This window comes from Pectobacterium betavasculorum (assembly GCF_000749845.1).
GTDB classification, from domain to species: domain Bacteria; phylum Pseudomonadota; class Gammaproteobacteria; order Enterobacterales; family Enterobacteriaceae; genus Pectobacterium; species Pectobacterium betavasculorum.
Genome location: NZ_JQHM01000001.1, coordinates 83,465 through 109,440, shown reverse-complemented (window position 1 = coordinate 109,440; position 25,976 = coordinate 83,465). Strand labels below are relative to the sequence as shown.

22 protein-coding genes are annotated in these 25,976 nt (G+C 51.2%); 11 read left to right on the top strand and 11 right to left on the bottom strand.

Going from position 1 to position 25,976, the window contains the following annotated elements; translation table 11 throughout:
- Positions 1-134: 134 nt before the first annotated feature.
- Positions 135-1,049, bottom strand: a complete 915-nt coding sequence (locus KP22_RS00475; protein WP_039301770.1) for a LysR family transcriptional regulator — start codon at positions 1,047-1,049, stop codon at positions 135-137.
- A 127-nt stretch (positions 1,050-1,176) separates the two neighbouring features.
- Between KP22_RS00475 and KP22_RS00470 the strand changes: the two genes are divergently transcribed.
- The 6 genes from KP22_RS00470 to KP22_RS00445 all read left to right on the top strand — a co-directional run bounded on the left by KP22_RS00470 (position 1,177) and on the right by KP22_RS00445 (position 6,909).
- On the top strand, positions 1,177-1,941 hold the full coding sequence (locus tag KP22_RS00470; RefSeq protein WP_039321736.1) for a 5-oxoprolinase subunit PxpA: 765 nt from the start codon (positions 1,177-1,179) through the stop codon (positions 1,939-1,941).
- Between the two features lie 29 nt (positions 1,942-1,970).
- Positions 1,971-2,219 carry an acetyl-CoA carboxylase gene (locus KP22_RS00465; protein ID WP_039301762.1) on the top strand — a complete coding sequence of 83 codons (249 nt, stop codon included), beginning with the start codon at positions 1,971-1,973 and terminating at the stop codon, positions 2,217-2,219.
- 33 nt (positions 2,220-2,252) lie between these two features.
- Entirely contained in the window at positions 2,253-3,638 is a 1,386-nt protein-coding gene (locus KP22_RS00460; RefSeq protein WP_039323362.1) for an acetyl-CoA carboxylase biotin carboxylase subunit, read from the top strand.
- Position 3,639: 1 nt separating this feature from the next.
- Positions 3,640-4,521 carry a 5-oxoprolinase subunit B family protein gene (locus KP22_RS00455; RefSeq protein ID WP_039321733.1) on the top strand — a complete coding sequence of 294 codons (882 nt, stop codon included), beginning with the start codon at positions 3,640-3,642 and terminating at the stop codon, positions 4,519-4,521.
- Positions 4,511-5,488, top strand: a complete 978-nt coding sequence (locus KP22_RS00450; protein ID WP_039321730.1) for a 5-oxoprolinase subunit C family protein — start codon at positions 4,511-4,513, stop codon at positions 5,486-5,488. The genes KP22_RS00455 and KP22_RS00450 overlap by 11 nt, the downstream gene beginning before the upstream one ends.
- Before the next feature lie 125 nt (positions 5,489-5,613).
- Positions 5,614-6,909 (top strand): purine-cytosine permease family protein, encoded by a 1,296-nt coding sequence (locus tag KP22_RS00445; protein ID WP_039321727.1) that lies wholly within the window; start codon positions 5,614-5,616, stop codon positions 6,907-6,909.
- Between the two features lie 86 nt (positions 6,910-6,995).
- Here KP22_RS00445 and ushA read toward each other — a convergent pair whose 3' ends face one another.
- Positions 6,996-8,645, bottom strand: coding sequence for a bifunctional UDP-sugar hydrolase/5'-nucleotidase UshA (ushA, locus tag KP22_RS00440; RefSeq protein ID WP_039301750.1), 1,650 nt, complete (start codon positions 8,643-8,645; stop codon positions 6,996-6,998).
- A gap of 668 nt (positions 8,646-9,313) precedes the next feature.
- On the opposite strand from ushA, the gene ybaL reads away from it, so the two are divergent.
- A complete protein-coding gene (gene ybaL, locus KP22_RS00435; RefSeq protein WP_039301746.1) occupies positions 9,314-10,999 on the top strand; it encodes a YbaL family putative K(+) efflux transporter in 1,686 nt (561 codons plus the stop codon).
- Between the two features lie 113 nt (positions 11,000-11,112).
- Here the strand turns inward: ybaL and hemH are convergent, their stop codons facing one another.
- The 8 genes from hemH to KP22_RS00395 form a co-directional block, all read right to left on the bottom strand.
- Positions 11,113-12,075: a ferrochelatase gene (gene hemH, locus KP22_RS00430; protein ID WP_039301743.1), complete on the bottom strand. Its 963-nt coding sequence runs from the start codon at positions 12,073-12,075 to the stop codon at positions 11,113-11,115.
- Between the two features lie 347 nt (positions 12,076-12,422).
- Entirely contained in the window at positions 12,423-13,067 is a 645-nt protein-coding gene (gene adk / locus KP22_RS00425; RefSeq protein ID WP_039301740.1) for an adenylate kinase, read from the bottom strand.
- A gap of 261 nt (positions 13,068-13,328) precedes the next feature.
- Entirely contained in the window at positions 13,329-15,212 is a 1,884-nt protein-coding gene (gene htpG / locus KP22_RS00420; protein ID WP_209428690.1) for a molecular chaperone HtpG, read from the bottom strand.
- Positions 15,213-15,385: 173 nt separating this feature from the next.
- The gene (gene recR, locus KP22_RS00415) at positions 15,386-15,991 is read right to left on the bottom strand and encodes a recombination mediator RecR (RefSeq protein WP_014914551.1); all 606 of its coding nucleotides are present in this window, start codon (positions 15,989-15,991) and stop codon (positions 15,386-15,388) included.
- Positions 15,991-16,320, bottom strand: coding sequence for a YbaB/EbfC family nucleoid-associated protein (locus KP22_RS00410; RefSeq protein WP_005976112.1), 330 nt, complete (start codon positions 16,318-16,320; stop codon positions 15,991-15,993). The genes recR and KP22_RS00410 overlap by 1 nt, the downstream gene beginning before the upstream one ends.
- A gap of 40 nt (positions 16,321-16,360) precedes the next feature.
- Positions 16,361-18,418 (bottom strand): DNA polymerase III subunit gamma/tau, encoded by a 2,058-nt coding sequence (gene dnaX / locus KP22_RS00405; protein ID WP_039321721.1) that lies wholly within the window; start codon positions 18,416-18,418, stop codon positions 16,361-16,363.
- Positions 18,419-18,492: 74 nt separating this feature from the next.
- Positions 18,493-19,047: an adenine phosphoribosyltransferase gene (gene apt / locus KP22_RS00400; protein ID WP_156103728.1), complete on the bottom strand. Its 555-nt coding sequence runs from the start codon at positions 19,045-19,047 to the stop codon at positions 18,493-18,495.
- Positions 19,048-19,262: 215 nt separating this feature from the next.
- Entirely contained in the window at positions 19,263-19,658 is a 396-nt protein-coding gene (locus KP22_RS00395) for a DUF454 family protein (protein WP_039301725.1), read from the bottom strand.
- Positions 19,659-19,883: 225 nt separating this feature from the next.
- On the opposite strand from KP22_RS00395, the gene priC reads away from it, so the two are divergent.
- Positions 19,884-20,420, top strand: coding sequence for a primosomal replication protein PriC (priC, locus tag KP22_RS00390; protein WP_039321718.1), 537 nt, complete (start codon positions 19,884-19,886; stop codon positions 20,418-20,420).
- Between the two features lie 37 nt (positions 20,421-20,457).
- A complete protein-coding gene (rsmS, locus tag KP22_RS21350; protein WP_072012518.1) occupies positions 20,458-20,628 on the top strand; it encodes a pleiotropic regulatory protein RsmS in 171 nt (56 codons plus the stop codon).
- 54 nt (positions 20,629-20,682) lie between these two features.
- Here the strand turns inward: rsmS and acrR are convergent, their stop codons facing one another.
- Positions 20,683-21,324: a multidrug efflux transporter transcriptional repressor AcrR gene (gene acrR, locus KP22_RS00385; RefSeq protein WP_039321715.1), complete on the bottom strand. Its 642-nt coding sequence runs from the start codon at positions 21,322-21,324 to the stop codon at positions 20,683-20,685.
- 165 nt (positions 21,325-21,489) lie between these two features.
- On the opposite strand from acrR, the gene KP22_RS00380 reads away from it, so the two are divergent.
- Together KP22_RS00380 and KP22_RS00375 are read left to right on the top strand one after the other, a co-directional pair.
- A complete protein-coding gene (locus tag KP22_RS00380; RefSeq protein ID WP_039321712.1) occupies positions 21,490-22,680 on the top strand; it encodes an efflux RND transporter periplasmic adaptor subunit in 1,191 nt (396 codons plus the stop codon).
- Positions 22,681-22,708: 28 nt separating this feature from the next.
- Positions 22,709-25,837: an efflux RND transporter permease subunit gene (locus tag KP22_RS00375; protein ID WP_039301713.1), complete on the top strand. Its 3,129-nt coding sequence runs from the start codon at positions 22,709-22,711 to the stop codon at positions 25,835-25,837.
- Positions 25,838-25,976 lie beyond the last annotated feature (139 nt).

Here is a 25,976-nt window from a genome sequence, read left to right as displayed (position 1 = left end):
GCGTATTTCAAATAAGGAAGATAGTGGCGGCACAGTACGTCATCGCGTACGCGCGTGGAGCGGGTATTTGGGTAGGCGGCAGAATAGCGTGCTAAGCGGTTAGAACGACGCAGTGAGTGGCGGCTGATGCCCGGTTAGCGTCGGGCAATATTTAGCTGTGGCGTCAAAAACGCCGTACGGAAATATTCGCGGATTGCCTGCATCGGCGGAGTGAAAGCCGCATCCCTGTGCCAGGCCAGACCAACGCTCATCGGAGGGACGGCATCTTTTAGCGATCGGGTTTCGATACGCCGCCCTTCCAGCGACCACGGGCGATAGACTAGATCGGATAAAATCGCCACCCCTAACCCATTGGCGACCATACTGCGTACGGCCTCGACCGAACTGGTACGCAGCATGGTACGAGGACGGACCCCGCTCTGATCCCAATAGCGCATGGCGCTGTGATCCGCCTCATCAACCGTCAGTAAGATAAAGGGTTCATTGGCCACATCAGCCAGACTCACTTCTGATTTCATGCACAGCGGATGACGACTGGGTAACCATAGACGCCGTTCAGAATTAAACAATTTTTCCGCCACGATTTCCGGATGCGTAAGATTATCTGTCAGCACTAGCGAGATATCGAATGAACGATTGATTAGCCCTTGCTCAATATCGCTACGTTCACGCTCATTGAGATTAATAGTGATGTGAGGGAAACCATACGATAGACGCTGGAGGTGGAAAGGCAAAAAATAGCCCATCACCGTATAACTGGCCGCGACATTCAGTATCCCGTTAATGCGGTTATCCGTGAGCGGCATCATCATAGCTTCATCCACGCTGCGCAAAATGGAGTAGGCATGGTTCAAAAAGTAGCTACCGTTTTCAGTTAACGTCATGCCATGAACAGAGCGTAGGAACAGTGGCTTTCCCAATAGGCTTTCCAGTTCCTGAATAGCGGTAGTGACCGCCGATTGTGAAATATTCAGATAAATGGCAGCCTGGGATATTTGCCCTATTTCAGCAGTGGCAACAAAATAGCGGATCTGACGCAACGTAATCATCTCGTTTCCTTAGCATTTTTTCGTTCTGTTTTTCAGATATTCATCCATCTGAAAATACTGCTTTCCGAATGGAAAACTATCACCCTATATTATTTTTAAACAAATTATTCACAAATAAGAAATAATTATGAAATATAAAGTCGATTTAAATTCAGACATGGGTGAAAACTTTGGCCCCTGGATCATCGGTGATAATGTCGATAACGATATTATGCCTTATATAAGTTCAGCGAATATTGCCACGGGGTTTCACGCTGGCGATCCAAGTACCATGTACCAGACCATTAAATTAGCTAAGCATCACGGTGTTTCAATTGGCGCACACCCTGGATTCCGCGATCTTGTTGGTTTTGGTCGACGTCACATGGCTATTCCGCCAGATGAACTGGTGAATGATATTATTTATCAACTTGGGGCACTGCGCGAGTTCTGCGCACTTCATCACGCGCCGCTAAAGCATATTAAACCGCACGGTGCGCTATATATGCACCTCGCACACGACAACGACGCCGCTCGGGTTTTCGTGGAAACGCTACACCATCTTGACCCGGAATTATCTCTGTACTGTCTGTATGGCTCAGCGGTATGGCATGAATCAAAAAAAATACAACACCCTGTTATTACGGAATTTTACGGCGACAGAGACTACGACAACAGCGGCTTCATCGTCTTTACCAGACGCGCAACCGCGCTCGATCCAGACACGGTGGCGCAGCGGATATTGCGCGCCTGCCGGGAAGGAAAAGTGGAAACCGTTGAAGGTGATGATATTACCGTCGAATTCGACTCGATTTGTCTTCACAGTGATACACCTGAGGCGGATAAATTAATTAAACGCACGCGTGAAATACTCAACAAAGCGGATATCAATGTCATCGCCCCACATCCATAACTTATTTCAATAATAAAAGGAGTTATTCGATGAAAGAATATGAAGTCTGTTCACCGTTACCCGGCATTTTTTATCGACGCCCTGCGCCAGATGCCGATGTATTTATTGAAGAAAATACCACAGTGACTGAAAACACCGTCATTGGATTAATTGAAGTCATGAAACAATTCAGTGAAGTATATGCCGAACACCACGGGGAGTTGCTGTCGTTTTGTATTAACAATGGCGATGCCATCGAGCCGGGGCAGGTTATAGCCATAATAAAAACAAATATATAACCGCCGTAAAAATATTTTTCTGAGGAGATTATGGTGAAAACACCGATAAAAAAATTATTCATCGCTAATCGGGGTGAAATTGCAGTACGCATCATTCATGCCGCCAAACACCTGGGTATTCCAACGGTGGCCGCATGCAGTGAAGCCGATATCGATTCCTTGCCTGCCCGTCTTGCAGATGAAAGCTATCTTCTTGGTCCGGCACGAGCTGACCAAAGTTATTTAAACATTGATGCGCTACACCAGGGCGCACTTCGCTGTGGCGCTGACGCCATCCACCCCGGATATGGTTTTCTTTCCGAAAACGCCGACTTCGCCGAAACCATTGAGCAGGCTGGCCTGCGGTTTATCGGGCCAACTCCGCAGACGATTAGAATCATGGGCGATAAAGCAGTCGCCAGACGCACCGCACAGGCAGCAGGCGTGCCGATCGTTCCGGGTACTGAAGCGCTCAACCATATCGATCAGGCCATCGCCCGTGCGGACGAGATTGGCTACCCGTTGTTGATCAAAGCGGCTGCCGGTGGCGGCGGACGCGGTATCCGGGCGATCAACAACGCGGATGAACTGGAACAACAGCTCCCGCTTGCCCGGCACGAAGCCAAGGCGGCCTTCGGCCGTGGGGATGTCTATCTGGAACGCTTCATCCGCCATGCTCGCCATATTGAAATACAAATACTCGGCGACGGCGATCGCGTCATTCACCTTTATGAACGAGAGTGTTCATTACAGCGCCGTCGGCAGAAAATTTTTGAGGAATCACCGTCCTCCGCGCTCTCTGCCGGCCAACGTGATGCACTGTGCCATAGTGCATTACGGCTGGCCACATTGCTGCGCTACCGCGGTGCCGGGACGCTGGAATACCTTTTTGACGAAGAGAGCGGCGAGTTCTACTTCATTGAGATGAATACCCGCATCCAGGTAGAACATCCGGTCACTGAAATGGTGACTGGAGTCGATCTGGTGCAGTGGATGTTACGTATCGCACAAGGAGAAAAACTCAGTCTGCGTCAGTCAGATATTACCCTTAACGGCAACGCCTGCGAGATGCGGATCAACGCAGAAGACCCAGATCGCAACTTCTTCCCTTGCCCTGGCGTCATCGATCAACTGACATGGCCGCAGGGAGAGGGTGTACGTGTCGATAGCCACCTATTTAGCGGCTATCGTGTCCCTGCCTACTACGACTCTCTGCTGGCAAAACTGATTGTACATGGTCGTGATCGGCAACAAATGCTGACACGTGCAGAGCAGGCCCTACGCCAGTTACACCTAACCGGCATTACCACCACGCAATCGCTGCATCAGTGGCTGATTGCCGATCCGCGCCTGCGTGCAGGTCAATTTACTACCGCCGCGCTGGAAGGCTGGCTGCAAGAACGCGCCCGACCCTCTGCGCCGGTTTCCCAGGAGGCGTGAGATGAAAAAGACAGCTATTCGTTATAGTTTTGGCGGCGATGAGCATCTTTTTGCTGAAATTGATGACGCGATGTCGCTCCCGGCCTTCTTTTCCGGGCTAGCTATCACTCGTGCCGTCGAACAATTAGCGCTCCCAGGTATTCTGGATATCTGCCTCGCGAATGCCTCTTTTCAGATTCGGTTTAATCCCGATATTTTGCCACCGTCCACGCTTCTTGACGCCGTGCAACAAGCGGAAAATCAGGCACAAAACGTCAACAGGCTGGAAACGCGTATCATTGAAATTCCCGTGCTGTATGACGACCCGTGGACGAAAGAAACGCTGATGCGCTTTCGCGATCGTCATCAGGATCCTGACACCACCGATCTGGAATACGCGGCTCGAATCAACGGTTATCAGGATATCAACGCATTCATAAACGCCCATAGTGGATCGCCGTGGTTTGTCTCGATGGTCGGCTTTGTCGCAGGGCTACCGTTCATGTTCCAGATGGTCGAACAGGATAAACAGATTCAGGTGCCGAAATACCTGCGACCACGCACCGACACGCCGCGTCTGTCGCTAGGGCATGGTGGTTGTTTTGGCTGTATTTACTCGGTGCGCGGCGCCGGTGGCTATCAGTTATTCGGCGTAACGCCAGCACCGATCTACGACCCTCAGCAGAAGTTGGACTATCTCCAGTCTTCTATCGTGTTTTTCCGCGCAGGAGACATCGTACAGTTCAAATCAATCGACCTAATACGCTACGAACAAGACGTAAAAGCGGTAGAAAGCGGCCTATTTTCCCTACGTATTCGTCCTGTCACTTTCGAACTGGACAAACTTGTCGCCGACCCTACGGGTTATAAACGCTATCTTCAGGAGGTGCTGTATGCAGATTAATGTCCTTAAACCTGGACTCGCCACCTCGGTACAAGATACTGGGCGCGAAGGCTACTACCATCTCGGCATTCCTCCATCTGGCGGTCTGGATCAATACGCACTACGCATGGCGAATCTGCTGGTGGGTAACGCCCCTAGCGCCGCGGCGCTGGAGCTCACGCTGTTGGGACCCGAACTGGAATTCATCGGCGATGCGTTGATCACCGTATGTGGCGCGACAATGAAACCGCTGCTGGATGGCGAGGAAATGCCGCTGTATACGGCTTTCGATGTAAAAGCCGGACAAACGCTGCGTTTTGGTTCCGCTACCGCTGGCTGCCGTAGCTATCTTGCCATCGCCGGGGGGATTGACGTGCCGATGGCACTGGGGAGCCGCTCGACCTATACGCTTGGCGCACTGGGGGGATTGCATGGCCGTCGCCTTATCGCCGGGGATGTCCTACTCACCGGGATGGTAACTACGCCGCATAGATCCGGCACCACCGTACCGGATGAATACCTGCCAACATTCAGTAAAACGGTGACGCTACGTATGGTGCCGGGACTATACATCCACCGCCTGTTGCCCGATGCATGCGAGCAGTTTTTCGCCGACGTGTGGACAGTGAGTACCGAAGCTGACCGTATCGGTTATCGGCTCAAAGGCGGTTCTCCGCTGACTTTCCAACCGCGAACACCTCCATTCGGTGCAGGTTCCGATCCCTCCAATATCGTAGACGCATGCTATCCCATCGGTTCAATACAGGTACCCGGTGGGTTGGAGCCGATTGTGCTGCTACGCGATGCCGTCTCAGGCGGCGGTTATCTGACGCTGGGAACGGTGGTTAGCGCCGATTTGGACAAGCTCGGACAACTACAACCGAATTATCAAGTACGTTTTGTCCCCGTGTCATTAGAAGACGCCCTTGAGGCGCGACAGCATTACCGACAGCGCTTAGAACAGCTCGAACAGCTGTTTGTGAACTGACTCTGCCCCTCTGGTTCTCTTCTCCCGTTTTAGCTCTGCTCAAACGAAGAGTGGGCTCGCTCTCAACAATGGCATACCTCAGCCCCTGCACACGGCAGGGATAACCTGCGCTCTGGAGGTTTACAATGGCGGATTTAACACAATTTGAAGACGCAAACACTGCGGCAAGTGACGAAACAGTCAGCGATGCAGAAAAAGCGGGTAAATTGTCGCTGACGATGGCCTGGTGGGCCGTTTGCAGCGCGATTTTTTACATCGTGGTCGGTGCATCGCTCGCCATCAGCTACGGTGCTAAAAATGCGATCATCGGGATGGTACTCTCTGTCATCAGCTATGGCGCGATCAACGCGTCGATTAGCCGTTTCGCCATACGCAGCGGGTTATCCGTCGCGTCGTTCTCCAATTTACTGTTTGGGAGACTTGGTTCGGCATTGGCGACACTGATCTTCTTTTCCACTGCCATTTACTATGCCGTATTCGAAGGAGCCGTTATCGCCTTTGCCCTGAACCATCTCTTTCCTCAGTTGGCGTATCACTGGGCAGCCTTAATCGTCGTGATCTACAGCGTCCCGCTGATATTCGGCAGCGTTCAGCACTGGCTGGACAAATTCAACGGAATATTGCTGCCTTTCTACCTGGCAGGACTAGTGCTCACGGTTGCGATCTCTATCAACCACTATGGCTACCAACCCCAATGGCTCAGTCTCGGTCCGGCCTCTCCACCAACCTATGGCTGGTGGAATTGCTTCACCTACTACATGGGTGTATGGATCTTAATGATGTACACCTTCGATTATGCCAGATTTGGCAAACAAAAAGACGCCGACTACCATGCGCGCATCAACTTCGGCATGCCATTTTATCTGATCACGTTCCTGTTAAACGGCGTGGCCGGTATATATCTGGTCAGTAGCTTTCAGCAACAAGGGGGCATTAGCGAAGTCGCCGTCGTCGTGGCGATCCTTAATCTCATGGGGCTATGGGGGCTGCTGTTCGTCTGGATCACCCAGACACGCATCAACACAGCCAATTACTACCTCGCCACCATGAATATGCAAGTTTTTTTCGACCGCCTGTTCCGCCTGCGCAGACGTAAAATCGTGTGGGCCTGCGTAGTAGGAGGGATCGTGTATGTTATGATGCTGGCCGATATTTTCGCCTACGTTTTACAGGCTCTGGCCTATCAGGGCGTCTTCGTCGTCGCCTGGGTCGGTATCGCGCTGGCTCACATCGTTTCTGACCCCGGGACACCTACCTGTAACCCTACGCAGACGTTCAACTTGCGTGGACTGAGCGCATGGATGCTTAGCGTCATAATCGGAATCGCACTCATGCATGCCAGTACGGCACTACAAGCATTTTCTGCGCCGGCGGCATTTATAACTGCACTACTTTTTTATCGCTTCTGGCCACGCCGTTAGCGTTAGTCCGGCAAATCAGCCTGATTTATGTAGGCTGATTTGCCGTTAGGCGACTGAAAATGAGATATAAAAAGAAATATTTTTAATTACTTATAAACAATCTCACCTTTCGGCGCGTAGGCTTGCGCATCTAGCGGAGAATGCTTCTCGATGTATTGCTTCAATACTTCAGCATCAACAAAACCGGTGTTCACATAGCCCGGCAGATTATCAAGACGCGGGTAACCATCCCCCCCCATCGCGTTAAAGTTCAGTGTTGCCATGCGATAAACTTTATCTGCCTGCAACGGTTCACCTTTGATTTTCACGTTCTGCACACCCTGCCCGTCTGCCGTCAGGCTGACATTAAGGAATTGCGCATAGGCACCGGAGTCCACCTTCTTATTAGCCGCGACGGCCAAATATTTCTCAACGTCGCTGCCTTTCATATCGACATAAACCAACGTATTGGCAAATGGCTGAACTTTCAGTACATCTTTATAAGTGATGTCACCCGACTCAATCGAGTCACGGACACCACCGCCACTCATGATGGCAAAATCAGCTCCTGCACGCTCAAGCTGAGCTGACAACAGCACGTGCGCCAGATTGGTCTGACGGAAACGCACCTGATTACGATCGCCTTCCAGTTTACCTTTCACGCTACCAATCTTGATACCCAACTGCGCCTGCCCTTTTTCCTGGAACGGCGTCAGCATTTTCATAACATCGGAATCTTGCGTGATTTCATGCGTATAGAAAACACGTTCGGTTTTGCCGTCTTTCTCTACCTTTTTCTTCAGGTTAATCGGGATCAACTGATAATGCTCAAGTTTCAATTCGCCATTGCGGAATGTGAAATCAGCACGACCCACATATTTACCCCACTCATGCGCCTGAACAATCCAGGTGCCGTTCTGGCGATCGGGTGCGCAAGGCGTGCCCGGCACATAATCCACCTGTTTCTTATTTTCCTGCGCCATACAGACCGGATCCTGCGAGTGACCGCCGACAATCATGTCCAGATATCCGGCAGGCAGGCTACGCGCCATTTCGACATCACCCGGTGCATTAGAGCCATGATTACCGTCGTCATAGTGCCCCATGTGCGTCGCGGCAATAATCACATCCGGCTTTTCACTCTTACGCAATTGCTCAACAACCTGCTTCGCTTCTGTCGAAGGGTTACGGAATTCGATATCGGTAAAATACTCAGGATTGCCTAATTTGGCCGTATCGTCCGTTGTCAGGCCGATAACTGCGATTTTCACACCTTGCTTGTCGAACAGCGCATAAGGCTTGAACAAACGCTGATCGGTGCTTTTTTGGTAGATATTAGCCGATAACAGCGGGAATTTTGCCCATTTTTCCTGCTGACGCAGGACAGACAGTGGGTTATCGAATTCGTGGTTACCGAGCGCCATCGCATCATAGCCAACCATATTCATACCACGGAAATCTGGCTCAGCATCCTGCAAATCGGATTCAGGCACGCCAGTATTAATATCACCGCCGGAAAGCAGTAAGACGCTGCCTCCTTTGCCCGCGACTTCCTGACGAATCTGATCGACCAGCGTTTTTTGCGCCGCCAAACCATATTCGCCGTGATCGTTATGCCAGAAATGACCATGGTGGTCATTCGTATGCAAAATAGTGATGGCGTATGTTTTGTCTTTTTCCCAAGCCATTGACATAACAGGGGTTAGTGCCAGCGAAACTGCCATTGCACATCCCAGAGCTTTTATTGAAAAGCGCATGATAAATCTCCGTTTATTTTAAAGACTCAGTGGAACCACCGAGAAATTCACCACACAAATTATCACAGCATGATGAACAATGCGCGAAACACATTCACGCAGCCCGTCAGCAATGAGCGATAGCCAACAAAATTAGATGAGCTATAGCAGCTATAGTGATAGCTCACCGACACGGTGCTGTCGTCGTGCCGTCACGAACACTTGTTAATATGGATGCTTCAGCGGAATAACCCAGCATCACACCGTTTATCCTCTATTTTCCGGGGTTTTATGTGGGTAGATAAAATTATTTCGCTGAACACACAGAAAAGCAGCGAGGCATTACAGTCAAGAACATCGTACCATCAGAATAATTACGCATGTTTATCAATGCTTATCGTAAGAAACCACCCTTAAATCTGTGTTACACTATTTTTAGTTGGGTAAACTGATATTTTTCATAAAATACTACTTTTACCTAAGCAACATTTCGCTATATGCAATAGAATTTGTGTATACCCAGAATAATTGGCGTTGCAGCCAGACAGCAAACGAACGAAACCCAATCCGCTTTTCAGTACATAATAAGAGTGATAAGGGTACGTAAACGCCGCTAACCATGCTGTAGCTTCAAGGCAAGAAGGGTAAATCCGCTCAATTACGTTTCACCTATGGCACAAGGAGTTGGGATGCATGCTGCAACACCGCTAATTTCTACTATCGCTGGGGGGCTGGTTCTTGCCTTCCTCCTTGGCATTCTGGCAAACCGCCTGCGTATCTCTCCCCTTGTTGGTTACCTTACCGCAGGCGTGCTTGTCGGTCCTTTTACCCCCGGCTTTGTTGCCGATACCTCATTAGCATCAGAACTGGCTGAACTTGGCGTAATTCTGCTGATGTTTGGCGTCGGCCTGCACTTCTCGCTGAAAGACCTCATGGCGGTAAAGTCCATAGCCATTCCCGGAGCGATAGCCCAGATTGCCGTGGCAACGCTGCTTGGAATGGGGTTATCCGCCATGTTGGGCTGGAGCCTGGCGAGCGGCCTGGTTTTTGGCCTCTGCCTGTCCACCGCCAGTACCGTGGTGCTGCTACGTGCACTGGAAGAACGCCAGCTTATTGATAGTCAGCGTGGTCAAATTGCCATCGGCTGGCTAATCGTAGAAGATCTGGCGATGGTGCTCACGTTAGTTCTGCTGCCCGCCTTCGGCGACATGATCGGGTCTGAACATGCCGATACCAGCAAACTGCTGACTGATTTAGCCTGGACTATCGGTAAAGTCATTGCGTTTATCACCCTGATGATTGTGGTCGGTCGCCGTCTGGTGCCGTGGGTGTTGGCAAAAAGCGCCAGCACCGGCTCACGCGAGCTTTTCACGCTGGCAGTGTTAGCGATGGCTCTGGGTATCGCCTTTGGCGCAGTGAAACTGTTTGATGTCTCCTTTGCTTTGGGCGCATTCTTCGCTGGCGTGGTATTGAACGAATCTGAGCTCAGCCAGCGTGCGGCTCACGATACGCTGCCGCTACGCGATGCCTTTGCCGTACTATTCTTCGTTTCTGTCGGTATGCTGTTTGATCCGATGATTCTGCTGAATGACCCGATTTCTGTGCTGATCACTCTGGCCATTATCGTATTCGGTAAATCAGCGGCCGCTTTCGTGCTGGTTCGCCTCTTTGGTCACTCAAAACGGACAGCGTTAACGATTTCGGCGAGTCTGGCGCAGATCGGTGAGTTTGCCTTTATTTTGGCCGGGCTCGGCATTGTGTTGGGGCTGCTGTCTGAAGAAGGAAGAAATCTGGTACTGGCTGGTGCCATCCTCTCCATTATGATAAACCCGCTGCTGTTTACGCTGCTTGAACGCTATCTTGCGAAGCACGAAACCATAGAAGAGCAGATCGTGGAAGAAGCGATAGAAGAAGAGAAACAGATTCCTGTTGATATGTGCAATCACGCCCTGCTGGTCGGCTATGGTCGCGTGGGTAGCCTCATCGGCGCTAAATTGCATCAAGCCGGTATTCCCGTCGTCGTGGTTGAGAATTCACGTACACGCGTCGATGCCCTACGTGAACAGGGTATTAAAGCGGTACTGGGTAACGCTACCAAGCCTGAAATCATGGATATTGCTCGTCTGGACTGCGCTCGTTGGTTATTACTGACAATTCCGAACGGCTATGAGGCAGGGGAAATCGTCGCTGCGGCTCGTGAGAAGCGCGCCGATCTGGAGATTATTGCCCGCGCGCACTATGACGATGAAGTCAGCTACATTACCGAGCACGGTGCCAATGAAGTGGTAATGGGCGAGCGGGAAATCGCCAACAGCATGATCACGCTGTTGAAGCTTGAGGAAATCCCACCAACACCTCAGGCATGCCCTATCTAAGCCGCTACAGGCTGAATAAAAAAATGGCGGGCACATTATGCCCGCCATTTTTTACACTAGTGCGGTGTAGGAACAATGCCGTCAAGCACCGCCAGACAAAAACAATCTCTTCCCTACTCGGCTTTTCCAACTAACTGTTCCAACAGATCGATGTGCAGCGGATCGTCATTGAGTGCAGGAATATAGTGGAATGCCTCTCCGCCAGCGTGCAGGAAGATTTCACGGTTCTGTTCTTCAATTTCCTCCAACGTTTCCAGACAGTCAGCGGCAAAACCGGGGCACATAATCTGAATGTGTTTGACTCCCTGCGCAGGTAGCCCTTTCATAGTTTCATCCGTATACGGCGTCAGCCAAGGCTCACGGCCAAAACGAGACTGGAAAGTCATCATTATTTTGCCTTCCGGCAGCCCCAGCGCGGCAATCAGCGCCTCTGTGGTCGCCCGACAGCGCTGCGGATAGTCATCCCCTTCATTGGCATAACGCACCGGGATTCCGTGATAAGAAATCACCAATCTGTCCGGTTCGCCATGTTCAGCAAAAGACTGCTCAACACGATGCTTTAACGCCGCAATATAAGCAGGATGTTCAGCGTAATCACGGATAAAACGAATCGCAGGTAGTTGACGATTATCACGCAGTTGCGCAGCAAGCCCATCCCACACGGCAGCGGTTGTTGAGCAGGAATATTGCGGGTACATGGGCAAGACCACCAGTTGCGTTACCCCCTGTGCCAATAACTTATCCAGCGCTGAACGCAAACTGGGCGAACCATAGCTCATCCCCAGCTCAACAGGCGTTTCTGGCATGCGCGCGGCCAGCGCCCGCTCCTGCCGACGGCTAATCACCAACAGCGGCGATCCGCCTTCCATCCAGACCGATTGATAAAGCTTAGCCACTCGTGGTGAGCGCGTTGGCAGGATGATGCCGCGCAGCAGCGGCCACCATAGCAGACGCGGCGTATCCACTACGCGTCGGTCGCTCAGAAACTCAGCCAGATAACGTCTCACCGCCTGCGGCGTCGGGGCATCGGGCGTCCCTAAGTTCACCATCAGCACACCGTATTTCTCTTGTTTCATCGCCGTCTTCCTTTTATGGAGAAGCAGGCTTTCTTGCAGCCCGCCAGTGCGTAACATCAGATTCTTGTACCCTAAATAATTCGAGTTGCAGGCAGGCGGCGACCGCACGAGTCCCCAGGAGCTTACACAAGTAAGTGACTAGGGTGAGCAAGAGAAGCCAACGAACATGCAGCTTGAAGTATGACGGGTATATTGTAGCGAAAAAAAGCTAAACAAATACGGGTAGATAGCAGGGGTAACGCCGATGCTATCAATAGAGAAAAAGAAGCAAACAAGCATTTCAGAACAAAAAAATGCCAGACAGTCGTCTGGCATTCAGATGATAGAGTATAATTCGCTTAGAAAAATCAGCCCAGAATGGTTTCCAGTTCTGCGCGAACTTCTTCCACTTTACGCGTACCTTCCACTTTGAAATAGCGCGTATTGCCTGCGTCAGCTTCTTTCTGATAGTAAGAAACCAGTGGCGCAGTCTGCTGATGGTACTCAACCAAACGCTTACGCACGGTATCTTCCTGATCGTCCTTACGAATGCTCAGGTCTTCGCCTGTCACATCGTCTTTGTCTTCAACTTTAGGCGGATTAAATTTTACGTGATAAACACGACCGGATGCCGCATGCACGCGACGGCCAACGATACGATCGATGATCAGTTCATCAGGAACGGCGAATTCGATAACGTAATCCACATTGATGCCTGCATCTTTCATAGCATCAGCCTGCGGAATGGTGCGTGGGAAGCCATCCAGCAGAAAACCGTTACGGCAATCGTCCTGTGAGATGCGCTCTTTAACCAGAGCAATAACCAGTTCATCAGTAACGAGCTTACCCGCGTCCATGATTTCTTTAGCCTGCTTGCCCAATTCAGTACCGGCTTTTACCGCTGCACGCAGCATGTCACCCGTGGAAATCTGCGGAATACCGTATTTTTCCATGATGAATTGAGCCTGAGTACCTTTGCCTGCGCCCGGAGCGCCCAGCAGAATAATACGCATCGCGTAAATCCCCTTGCTATGTAATATTTATAAAATAAATTTGAAAACGCTGAACCATACCATTCCAGACGCTTATGCTCAAGGAACGGGCTCGCTTCAGCAACGCGTAGGCAGATGAAAAAAAGTCAGATACCTAAAAATATGGTTTTCCGCCTGCACAATATTGCGATTCAGTGTAGACGAAGAAAGCCTCATCAGAGGAGCGAGGCATAAAAATCGGGGGAGACCCCGGCAGGAACCGGGGTCTGAAGGAGATCAATATCAGGCACTTAATAGCTGATTCATTCGACGAATGAACAGATTTGGATCGTCCAGCGTTCCGCGTTCGGCTAACAAAGCCTGATCCAGCAGCAGTTCAACCCACTCGCCAAATTCAGCCTCATCAGAAACGTCAGCTGCACGTTTAATTAACGCGTGCTCCGGGTTCAGTTCAAAGATGTACTTCACTTCCGGCGCTTGCTGGCCTGCTGCGGCGAATAGTTTCGCCATCTGCGTGCTCATCTCGTCGGCATCTGTCACAACAATCGCAGGCGTATCGGTCAAACGGTACGTGAAGCGCACATCTTTAACGCGTTCGCCCAGCAGCGTTTTCACACGCTCAACAAACGGCTCCAGCGCTTTTTGTGCTTCTTTCTGCGCATCGTTTTCTTCATCAGCCAGTTTATCCAGCGTGTCATCCGCTTTACTGACAGATTGGAAGGATTTGCCATCGAACTCGGTCAGGTAGCTCATCATCCATTCGTCAATGCGCTCGGACAACAGCAAGACTTCGATACCTTTCTTACGGAACAGCTCCAGGTGCGGGCTGCTCTTCGCTGCCGCATAGCTGTCTGCGGTGATGTAGTAGATTTTGTCCTGACCTTCCACCATACGGCTAACGTAATCTTCCAGCGACACTGTCTGCGCGGAACTGTCGGATTGCGTGGTGGCAAAGCGCAGCAGTTTCGCGATCGCTTCACGGTTACTACCGTCTTCCGCTGGCCCCTCTTTCAGCACCAGACCAAACTGTTGCCAGAACGTTTGGTATTTTTCCGCGTCGTCTTTCGCCAGTTTGTCCAGCATTTGCAGCACACGTTTAGTCAGCGCATTACGCAGGTTCTGCGTCACACGGCTGTCTTGCAAAATCTCACGAGAAACGTTCAACGGCAGATCGTTGGAATCAATCAGGCCACGCACAAAACGCAGGTAATTCGGCATGAACTGCTCAGCATCATCCATAATAAAGACGCGCTGAACATACAATTTCAGGCCGTGTTTATGATCGCGGTTCCACATATCCCACGGCGCACGAGCCGGAATATAGAGCAGACTGGTGTATTCCTGCTTACCTTCTACACGATTGTGGCTCCAGCTCAGCGGATCGGTAAAGTCATGGGAGATGTGTTTATAAAATTCGTTGTACTCATCATCGCTGACTTCAGATTTACTGCGCGTCCACAGGGCTTGTGCCTTGTTAATCTTTTCCCAACTAACAGTGGACTCACCGCCTTCTTCTTCACTTTCTGTCTGGGATTCGATTTCTACTGGCAGCGCGATGTGATCGGAATATTTACTGATAACGGAACGCACGCGCCAGTCATCCAGAAACTCGTCTTCACCTTCACGCAAATGCAGAGTGATTTCCGTTCCGCGATCGTCTTTGGTGATGTCTGCAATGGTGTAATCACCTTCGCCAGCCGACTCCCAATACACGCCCTGCTCGGCACTTGCACCCGCAGCACGGGTACGTACAGTCACTTTATCCGCGACGATGAAGGTGGAGTAAAAGCCTACACCGAACTGGCCAATCAGTTGACTATCTTTAACCTGATCGGAACCCATGGATTCCAGAAAAGCCTTAGTGCCGGATTTTGCAATCGTACCCAGATTATCAATGACTTCGTCACGGCTCATGCCGATGCCGTTATCAGAGATCGTCAGAGTACGTTTTTCTTTATCCGTAGAGACGCGTACGCGCAGGTCGCCGTCGCCCGCATACAGCTCTGGCGTAGACAGCGCACGGAAACGTAACTTGTCTGCCGCATCGGAGGCGTTGGAGATCAATTCACGCAGAAAAATTTCTTTATTGGAATAAAGCGAATGAATCATCAAATGCAGAAGTTGCTTTACTTCGGACTGGAACCCGCGAGTTTCTTGGCCTTTCATACTCATTGTTGCTTACCTCAATCCTAATATTATTCAGGCTGATTAAACTGACGATAAGTAGCAGGTGGGGATAAACCAAGATGATTTCAAGGGGTAAATTTCAGCGAATCACGAAAATGGTGGGAGAAAAAAGAAGACTGTGGCTGCCAGAGAGTAGCCTGACAGCCGACAGATTAAAACCTGAAGGGCTGACGCCCCGCCAGAGAATGGGAAAGCGTTGTACCATCCACCATTTCCAGCTCACCGCCGACAGGCACACCGTGTGCAATGCGGCTGGCCATCACGCCGTGTTGCGCGCAGAGCTCAGCGATATAGTTCGCCGTGGCATCACCTTCAACCGTGGGGTTGGTAGCCAGAATGACTTCACTGATCGACTCAACTTGCAGGCGTTCTTCCAACCGCCCCAATCCGATATCGTCCGGGCCAATACCATCCAGAGGAGACAAGTGCCCCATCAGCACAAAGTAACGACCGGCAAACTGCCCCGTCTGTTCAATCGCATGAATATCAGCCGGGCTTTCTACAACGCAAATTTGCCCATTTTGCTGTCGACGCGGATTCGAACAAATCGCACAAACGTCCTGCTCGGTGAATGTCCGACAATCGCTACAGTGACCGATTTCGGACATCGCCCGCGTCAACGCCTGCGCCAAACGCATACCGCCGCTGCGGTTACGTTGCAGCAGTTGAAACGCCATGCGCTGCGCCGACTTGGGCCCAACGCCCGGCAGGCAGCGCAGCGCTTCCATCAATGATTCAAGAAGCGGACTGGTCTGCATTAGAACGGCATCTTGAAGCCCGGCGGCAATTGCATACCGCTGGAAACCGATGCCATTTTTTCTTTCTGCGTTTCAGCGATGCGACGAGCAGCATCATTGAACGCCGCAGCGATCAGATCTTCCAGCATCTCTTTGTCGTCTTCCATCAGGCTTGGATCGATCTCTACACGACGGCAGTTATGTGCACCGTTAATCGTGATTTTCACCAGACCTGCGCCCGATTCGCCCGTGACTTCCAGATTTGCCACTTCTTCCTGCATCTGCTGCATTTTTTCCTGCATCTGCTGGGCTTGCTTCATCAGGTTGCCAATTCCACCTTTACCAAACATAGTTTTCTCTCTATCACGTCGGGCTGCACATTCGCAGCGGTTAAACAGGGCGGATACTTTCTTCGTCCAGTTCCGCATCAAAGAAACGCCGCAGCGTTTGAATCGTCGTATCGGCCAGAATTGACTGACGCGCCTGCGCCAGTTTCTCTTCATATATCGCCTGACGCCACTCCAGCGGCGTTAGCACCGCCGGGTTGTCGTCTTCAGTAATCAGTAATTCTACAGGATGCCCATAGTAGGCCGTCAATGCATCAAGCAGCGTCTTTTGTGCCGCAGGCGAATTCAGATGCCGCTGAGAGGAACGTAGATGCAGATGGATTTTGCCTGCCTCTTCACTTTCTTTAAACGCATTGAGTGCCAGCTGTTGTACCAGCTTTGGCAGCGTCAGGCGATGGATTTCCGCCGCCCAAGGATCCCGTTCCAATGACTCTTCCGCCAGCCGTGCCGACAGTTCCGGCGTTTTTTCGTGCTCTAACGCCGAACGCAGCGCTTTTGGCGTCGTCACATCGACCTTCTCTTCCTCGACTTTATTCTGCGCCCGCCAACGGTACGCTTCCGGCTTTTTAGACTCGGAGGGAGAGGTTTTCGCGTTTTGCCGTTGAATGCTGCGCTCAGTCACCGAAGCCAATCGCTCCAGCGCTGAGGTTGCCGGCCGCGTGTTGTCAGACGCTGCCGGTTCAGCCTTTTTTGGTGGCGTATTCCCCTGTTTTCGCAGGAGCTGACTGCGCGCCTGTAACAGTTGAGAAGTCGTATCAGGTAGTTCGCTCTCACTATGCTGATCCGCAGAACCGACCGTAGCAGTTGGTTCCCCTAACGGCGGTGCATACGCGGAGGCATCCATCGGCGGTTCGGGAGAATAAGACGGCACCAACACATCAGCCTGAGTCTCACTGTGCTGCGGCGCTGGCGAATGAACCCTCGCCTGTGCCGTGGCAACGGGTTGCGCCATCGCGGGTTGAATAGCAGGCGCTTGTGCCGCCGGAGCGGGCGCTACAGGTTCAGCGATAATCTGGCTGGGATGAAACGCCAACGCTCTCAGTAGCGTCATTTCAACGCCCATCCGACGATCTGGCGCAAAAGGCAGCTCTTTGCGGCCAATGAGCATCGTCTGGTAGTAAAGCTGCACGTCTGCCGGTGGCAGCGCACGCGCCAACTCTCGCATACGCGCTTCGACCGCAGCGTAATCATCACCCAACGCCGCAGGCAGCAGTTGGACCATCGCAATCCGGTGTAACAGCATCTGCGTTTCTACCAATAACGATTCCCAGTCCACGCCCCGTGCCGCAACCTGATCGAGCAGCGACATGACCTGTGCGCCATCGCCTTTCGCCAACGCTTCAATCAGCGCCAGCGGTTGTTCATCGTCCAGCGTGCCTAGCATTTGACTGACTGAAACGGTTGTCACCTGCCCTTGCCCCATGGCAATCGCCTGATCGGTCAGACTCAGGGCATCACGCAGGCTACCATCGGCAGCACGAGCCAAGAGTTGCAGCGCACGCGGTTCACTGACGAGATTTTCCGCCTGTAATACGTGTTCCAAATGCGCACGAATCTGTTCGACATCCAGCGCTTTGAGGTGAAATTGCAGACAGCGCGACAGAATGGTCACCGGCAGCTTCTGCGGATCGGTGGTCGCCAACAGGAATTTGACGTGCGGAGGTGGCTCTTCCAGCGTTTTTAACAACGCATTAAAGCTGTGGCGCGATAACATGTGTACTTCGTCAATCAAGTACACCTTGAATCGCCCACGCGCAGGGGCATACTGCACGTTATCCAACAGATCGCGCGTGTCTTCGACTTTAGTACGAGATGCGGCGTCGATTTCAATCAAATCGACAAAACGGCCCTGTTCGATTTCTCGACAGTTATCACACTGGCCGCACGGCGTTGCCGTCACGCCCTGCTCGCAATTCAGCCCTTTTGCCAGCAAACGGGCAATCGTCGTCTTTCCGACACCGCGGGTGCCAGAAAACAAATAAGCGTGATGGATTCGACCTAGGGCAAGGCCGTTAGCCAACGCGGTCAGGACATGTTCCTGACCGACAACTTGCGTAAACGTTTGGGGACGCCACTTACGGGCAAGAACCTGATAGCTCATCAATACCGCAACAGTCGAGTTATTGAGGCGATCATGCTAACACAGCCACGCCGTTATCGGCGAGACTGTTATGATTAATGCCCGGGGAAGTCAACCAGGCTATAGCAGGTCACACCCATCTCAGTCAGGCGTTGCTCGCCACCCAGATCGAACAGGTTAATGATAAAAGCGGCATCATTGACCGTGCCGCCCAGACGACGGATCAATTTCACCGTGGCCTCAAGCGTACCGCCCGTTGCCAGCAGATCGTCAATCACCAGCACATTATCACCAGCAGAGATCGCATCAGCATGAATTTCTAACGTATCTGAACCGTATTCCAGTTCATAGCTTTCACTGATCGTTGGACGTGGTAGTTTGCCCGGTTTACGCACGGGAACAAAACCCACCCCCAGCGCCAGAGCAACAGGTGCACCAAACAGAAAACCACGCGCTTCCGTGCCGACAACTTTCGTCACGCCGATGTTGCGATAACGGCTCGCCAGCATCTCAATACTGGCCGCATAGGCCACAGGATCTTCCAGCAGGCTGGTGACATCACGGAACAGTATTCCCGGCTTCGGATAATCAGGGATGCTTTTAATACTGTTTTTAATTAATTCTGCCTGCTGCTGCGCTGTTACGGTCATCATAGTTGTGCCTGATAAAACGTTCTGAACATACAAATGCCGGTCGCCACAAGGCTTTCACCATCGCATGATGCGATGAATAAGCATTATGACAAAGAGGAAAATGGCGACCCGCGCACGAAAACGCTCAAATCTAGTCAAAGTGACGGATAAATGCAACCATCCGCACTCTGGGTGGATATTTTTTGTATACCCGTCACGTAGGCCGCCTTGCGCTATCTTTTCGGATCCGCGCCCTGTGTTTGTTGTTCTGGATCAATCACGGGTAAACGAAGCATAAAGGTCAGCAAAATAGTCAAAATGACCAACAACAAAATCCTGACCCAAACCAGCTTGACCAACCAGAGCGAAAGCGCAAACGTCAGCAGAATCATGGTGACAGCCTTCCACTTAGCTCCTGGCGGCAATGCCCGATGTTGTTGCCAATGGCGCAGATAGCTGCCAAACCAGGATCGGTACAGTAACCAGTCATGGAAACGCGGAGAGGAGCGGGCAAAACACCAAGCGGCTAGTAACAAGAACGGTGTAGTCGGTAATAAGGGTAACACGACACCTAACGTTGCCAGCACAACGGAAACCCATCCCAGTATAATCAGCAACACGCGATACATATTCACCTTTACGCTTTGTTCACTACCAATATTTTTGGTCTACTCAATATTGCGTTGTCTACGACAATGTCCATCACACTTTATCACCACCTTGTCCGATGAATTAGTTAAGATATCCTCATGCAGTACATAAAGCGACGTAGGCTAGTTAGGCGATATACCACGCGCTGCAACACTACACAAAGGCGGCTTGCTAAATCATCAGCCTCACCGTAAGGGAAAAAAGTGAATACGCATCAATTGTTGCAGGCGCTTGAACAACAAATTAACACGCTGGCCAAAGAGCTTGAACCGCTGGCGGATAAAGCAGTACCGCAATCGCGCTTTGATCGTCAGCTTTTTAGCAGCTACGGCACTCGGCTACGTGACTATCGCGCCGAAGTTGAACAAAACCTGCATGCAATAAAACAGCTGGTCGCCGAACAGCGCACCGATCGCGTGGCTTTTCTGGCTGAAAAGCTGGTTAGCCAGATAGCCGCATTGCAGCGTGAGCTGGCAACGCAGTCATTACGCAGGCAGGAGCAAAATGCAGCCCCACGGCAGGAAGATGTGTATCACAAACTGGCGGAACATCAGGATTATGAACGCCGCTTGCTTTCCATGATTCAGGATAGAGAAAGCCTGCTCATTACACAGACGCTCTTCAGCGAGCAACAGCGGCTGCAAAAAGAGCTGGCCGCGCTGGAAGGACGCTTGTCACGTTGCCGTCAGGCGCTGTCACGCCTGGAGCGTCAGATAGAACGTCGGGAACAAGGCTTGTAGCGCGGCGGCTTCGCCGAGAAATGAAGAGGAACGGATCATGTCACTTGAAAACGCCCCGCCCGAAGTCAAGCTGGCGGTTGATTTGATTATGCTGCTGGAAGAAAACCACATCGAACCCCGTATCGCACTAGCCGCTCTGGCAATGGTACAGGACGATTTTGAGAAAAAGCTCTCGCAAGAAAAAAACGACGCTAGATCTTCCTCTTAAAGCGACTAGCTCAGCGCTTAAAGGCAAGAGGTATTAACGCGGGCGCCCCCCGACTTACTCAGCAGGTTTGCGTAAGGCAGGGCTAAAATGCAACATATCGATAAAGGCATCCACCAGCGCAGGTGCCTCCTGGTTGAGATCGAAACTTTCTGGCATAAATAGCCAGTTTTCCATCACGCCGGAAAAGTAGGCACGCAGCGCAATCGCGGCACGACGGGGATGAATGTCCATCGGCAACATGCCCATACGAATGCATTCAATCAGATTTTCTTCGATATCAACATAGCAAGAAAGATAAAGCTCTTTGCGTGCATTATATGATTGCAACATTTCACCGACAAACTCACATTTGTGAAAAGCGATCTCCATAATGGATCGCCAGTGAGTATCGCTAACGGTTAAACGCAGCATATAAATCAATAATTCACGCATCACGCGGAGTGGATTATCAGGGAATTTTGTCTGATACTCTATTTCAAACTCACTGATTTTTGACTCTGCCAACGCCCAAATTTCATCAAAAATTTCGGCTTTGTTCTTAAAATGCCAATAAATAGCACCTCGGGTCACACCAGCAGCAGTCGCAATGTCAGACAATGAAGTCGCAGACACACCATGCTCAGAGAAAACTCTTAACGCAGTATCCAGTATCTGTCGCCGGGTTTCCTGAGCCTGTTTTTTGGTTTTTCGTGCCATAATAATTTGGTTTTTCGTGCCATATCGCTGTATTTGAAGGAAAGTAAGATTTACATACATTCAAGTATGTATGTAACATAGCACGAACATAAGACTATAGCAGCAATGGGTTTTTAAGCTTGTGATCCATTGGTCAATTTCAAATCGGACACTTGAGGTTTATCTATGAACAAAAACAGAGGGCTAACGCCTCTGGCGGCAGTTCTGATGCTTTCTGGCGGCTTAATGCTCGCAGGATGTGATGACGGCAACAATCAGCAAGGCGGCGCACAGCAGATGCCTGAAGTGGGTATTGTTACGTTGAAAACAGAAGCACTGAATGTCATGACCGAGCTGCCGGGCCGTACAAGTGCTTACCGCATTGCCGAGGTTCGCCCACAGGTTGGCGGAATTATCCTCAAACGTAACTTTGTGGAAGGATCTGACGTTAAAGCTGGCGCATCGCTGTATCAGATCGACCCTGCGACATACCAGGCAAACTATAATAGTACCAAAGGCTCACTTGCTCAGGCTCAGGCTCAGGCAGAAATTGCCCGCCTGACGGTTAACCGCTATAAACCGCTGCTGGGCACCAACTACGTCAGCAAGCAAGATTACGATCAGGCTGTTGCCACTTCTCGTCAGGCTGATGCAGCGGTTCAGGCTGCCAAGGCTGCCGTTGACACGGCGCAAATCAATTTGGCCTACACCAAAGTGAATTCGCCAATCGAAGGCCGCGTGGGTAAATCCACTGTGACCGAAGGCGCATTAGTGGCCACTGGCCAGGCAACGGCATTAACGACCGTACAGCAGCTTGATCCAATCTATGTGGATGTCACACAGTCCAGTAATGATTTCCTGCAACTGAAGAGAGAGCTGGAAAGCGGCACGCTGAAACAGAGTGAAGGCAAAGCGAATGTTCGCCTGCTGTTGGAAAACGGTACCGAATATGCACAAGCGGGTACATTGGAATTCTCTGATGTAACGGTAGATGAAACCACCGGTTCCATCACGCTGCGTGCTATTTTCCCAAATCCACAGCATAACCTGCTCCCCGGTATGTTTGTACGAGCTCGTCTCGATTCCGGTGTTAACCCAACGGCGTTGTTAGTTCCTCAGCAAGGAGTCACTCGCGATCCGCGTGGTCAGGCTACAGCGATGGTAGTTGGGGAAGGCGATAAAGTGGAACCTCGCGCGCTTAAAACCAGCAAAGCAATTGGTGACAAATGGTTGGTTACCGAAGGCTTGAAAGCAGGCGATCGCGTTATCGTCACTGGTCTGCAAAAAATCAGACCTGGTGCGCAGGTGAAGGCTAAAGAAGTCGCTCCAGAAAATCAGCAGGCGCAACAAGCGCCAGCAGAACCCGCGAAGTCTTAAGACGTTCTAACAGGAGCCGGTACAATTCATGGCTAAGTTTTTTATAGATCGACCCATTTTTGCATGGGTACTCGCCATCATGGTGATGCTGACGGGGTTGCTGGCAATTGTTAAATTACCTATTGCCCAATATCCAACAATCGCGCCACCCGCGATTGAAATAACAGCAAACTATCCTGGGGCCGATGCATCAACACTGCAAGATTCTGTTACGCAGGTTATTGAACAGAATATGAACGGCATCGATAACCTGATGTACATGTCTTCAAACAGTGATTCCTCAGGTACGGTCCAAATTACGCTGACCTTTGACGCTGGTACCGACCCGGACATCGCGCAGGTTCAGGTGCAGAACAAGCTGCAACTGGCAATGCCGCTGTTGCCACAAGAAGTACAGCAGCAGGGGGTTAACGTTCAGAAATCAAGTAGCAGCTTCCTCATGGTTGCCGCCTTCATTAGTGAAGACGGTAAAATGTCGCAGGAAGATATCGCTGACTACGTGGCCGCTAACGTTAAAGACCCAATCAGCCGCACATCCGGTGTGGGTGACGCGCAGCTGTTTGGTGCCCAGTACGCCATGCGTATTTGGCTGGATCCGAACAAACTAAATAACTATCAGTTAACCTCAGGTGATGTCACCGCAGCGATCAGAGTCCAAAACAACCAGATCGCGGCAGGACAACTGGGGGGAGCGCCACCTGTTCCCGGCCAGCAGTTGAACGCGTCAATCATTGCGCAGACCCGACTCAATTCAGCAGAGGAGTTTTCTAAAATCCTGCTGAAGGTTAACGCTGACGGCTCTCAGGTTCGTCTTAAAGACGTTGCCCGTGTTGAGTTGGGCGCAGAAAGCTATGACACAATTGCACGTTTCAATGGTCAGCCCGCTGCCGGTATCGGTATCAAGTTGGCAACAGGTGCGAACGCGCTGGATACGGCAACCGCTGTAAAAGATGCACTGACCAAAGCGGAAGAGTTCTTCCCTTCTGGCATGAAAGTGGTTTACCCGTACGACACAACGCCCTTCGTTAAAATCTCAATCAACGAAGTAGTGAAAACGCTGGTGGAAGCCATCGTACTGGTATTCCTGGTGATGTATCTGTTCTTGCAGAACTTCCGTGCCACGTTGATTCCAACAATCGCGGTGCCGGTCGTCTTGCTGGGGACGTTTGCAATCCTCTCCGCGTTTGGCTACTCCATTAACACCTTGACGATGTTTGCGATGGTTCTCGCCATCGGGCTTCTGGTGGATGACGCCATCGTCGTCGTGGAGAACGTGGAACGTGTCATGGCGGAAGAAGGCCTGCCGCCGAAAGAAGCGACCAAACGTTCCATGGAGCAGATCCAAGGCGCGTTGGTCGGTATTGCGCTGGTGCTGTCTGCGGTATTCGTACCGATGGCATTTACCGGTGGTTCCACAGGGGCAATTTATCGCCAGTTCTCCATCACCATCGTGTCTGCGATGGTGCTATCGGTTCTGGTTGCGTTGATTTTGACGCCCGCACTTTGTGCGACGCTGCTGAAACCAATCGCCAAAGGCGATCACGGTGAGAAAAAAGGCTTCTTCGGCTGGTTTAACAGGCTGTTTGAGAAGAGCACTAACCACTACACCGACAGTGTGGCGAATATCCTGCGTAGCACTGGCCGTTATCTGGTTATTTATCTGGTGATTGTTGTGGGTCTGGCACTGTTGTTCCTACGTTTGCCAACGTCCTTCCTGCCAGACGAAGATCAAGGGGTTCTCCTGAACATTGTTCAGTTGCCTTCAGGTGCAACACAGGAAAACACCCAGAAAATCATGGACAGAATGACGCAATATTATCTCGAAAATGAGAAAGATAACGTCAAATCTGTGTTTACCGTGACGGGCTTCGGATTCTCCGGCCGTGGGCAGAATGCCGGTTTGGCCTTCGCCAGCTTGAATGACTGGAGTGAACGCAGCGGCGCAGAGAATAAAGTGCAGGCGATTGCAGACAGAGCTAACGCGGTCTTCAGCCAGTATAAAGAAGCTATCGTGATTGCGGCCAACGTACCTGCGATTATCGAACTGGGTACCGCAACAGGTTTCGACTTCCAGCTGATTGACCAGGCTAACCTTGGGCATGCAAAACTGACGGAAGCCCGTAACCAGTTGCTGGGCATGGCGGCACAACACCCTGATACACTGGTACAAGTTCGTCCTAACGGGATGGAAGATACACCGCAGTTCCGTCTCGATGTCGATCAGGAAAAAGCACAAGCGCTTGGTGTATCACTGTCGGATATCAGCTCTACGTTGGCAACAACGCTGGGTGGATCTTATGTGAATGACTTTATTGACCGCGGTCGTGTGAAAAAGGTTTACGTTCAGGCCGACGCGCCTTTCCGTATGCTGCCTGATGACATCAAAAACTGGTACATCCGCGGTAGTAACGGGCAAATGGTGCCATTCTCCGCATTCACGCAGAGCCACTGGGAATATGGCTCACCGCGTCTGGAGCGTTATAACGGTCAACCATCTATGCAGATACAGGGTGAAGCCGCTCCAGGTAAGAGTACTGGTGAAGCCATGGCATTGATGGAAAATTTCGTTACCCAATTACCGCAAGGTATCGGTTACGAATGGACGGGTATGTCCTATCAAGAGCGGTTATCAGGCAACCAGGCGCCCGCAATCTATGCTATTTCATTGATTGTCGTGTTCCTGTGTCTGGCAGCACTTTATGAAAGCTGGTCAATACCGTTCTCCGTCATGCTGGTTGTTCCATTAGGGATCATCGGCGCGTTGATTGCGGCGAATATGACAGGTCTTGAAAACGACGTTTACTTTAAGGTGGGCCTGCTGACAACCATAGGGCTATCGGCGAAGAACGCCATATTGATTGTCGAATTTGCTAAAGATCTGATGGAAAAAGAAGGGAAAGGACTGATAGAAGCAACGCTTGATGCCGTTCGTATGCGTTTGCGTCCGATCCTGATGACATCACTTGCTTTTATCCTCGGTGTAATGCCGCTGGTTATCAGTAGTGGTGCAGGCTCCGGTGCACAGAACGCCGTTGGTACTGGCGTAATGGGCGGGATGATTACAGCAACCGTGCTGGCTATCTTCTTCGTTCCGGTGTTCTTTGTTGTTGTCCGCCGCCGTTTTGGCAAGAAAGTAGACGACACAACAGCACACTAAGGCTGAACATCCATCGATATCTCCCCTAAAAGGCCGCATAGCGGCCTTTTAGGTTGCTGACAAAGTCCGTAGAGCGAGAGTAACGGATAGATCGTAAAGACGCTGTAAACACATCCCTGCGCGCTCGGCTTGCGCCATC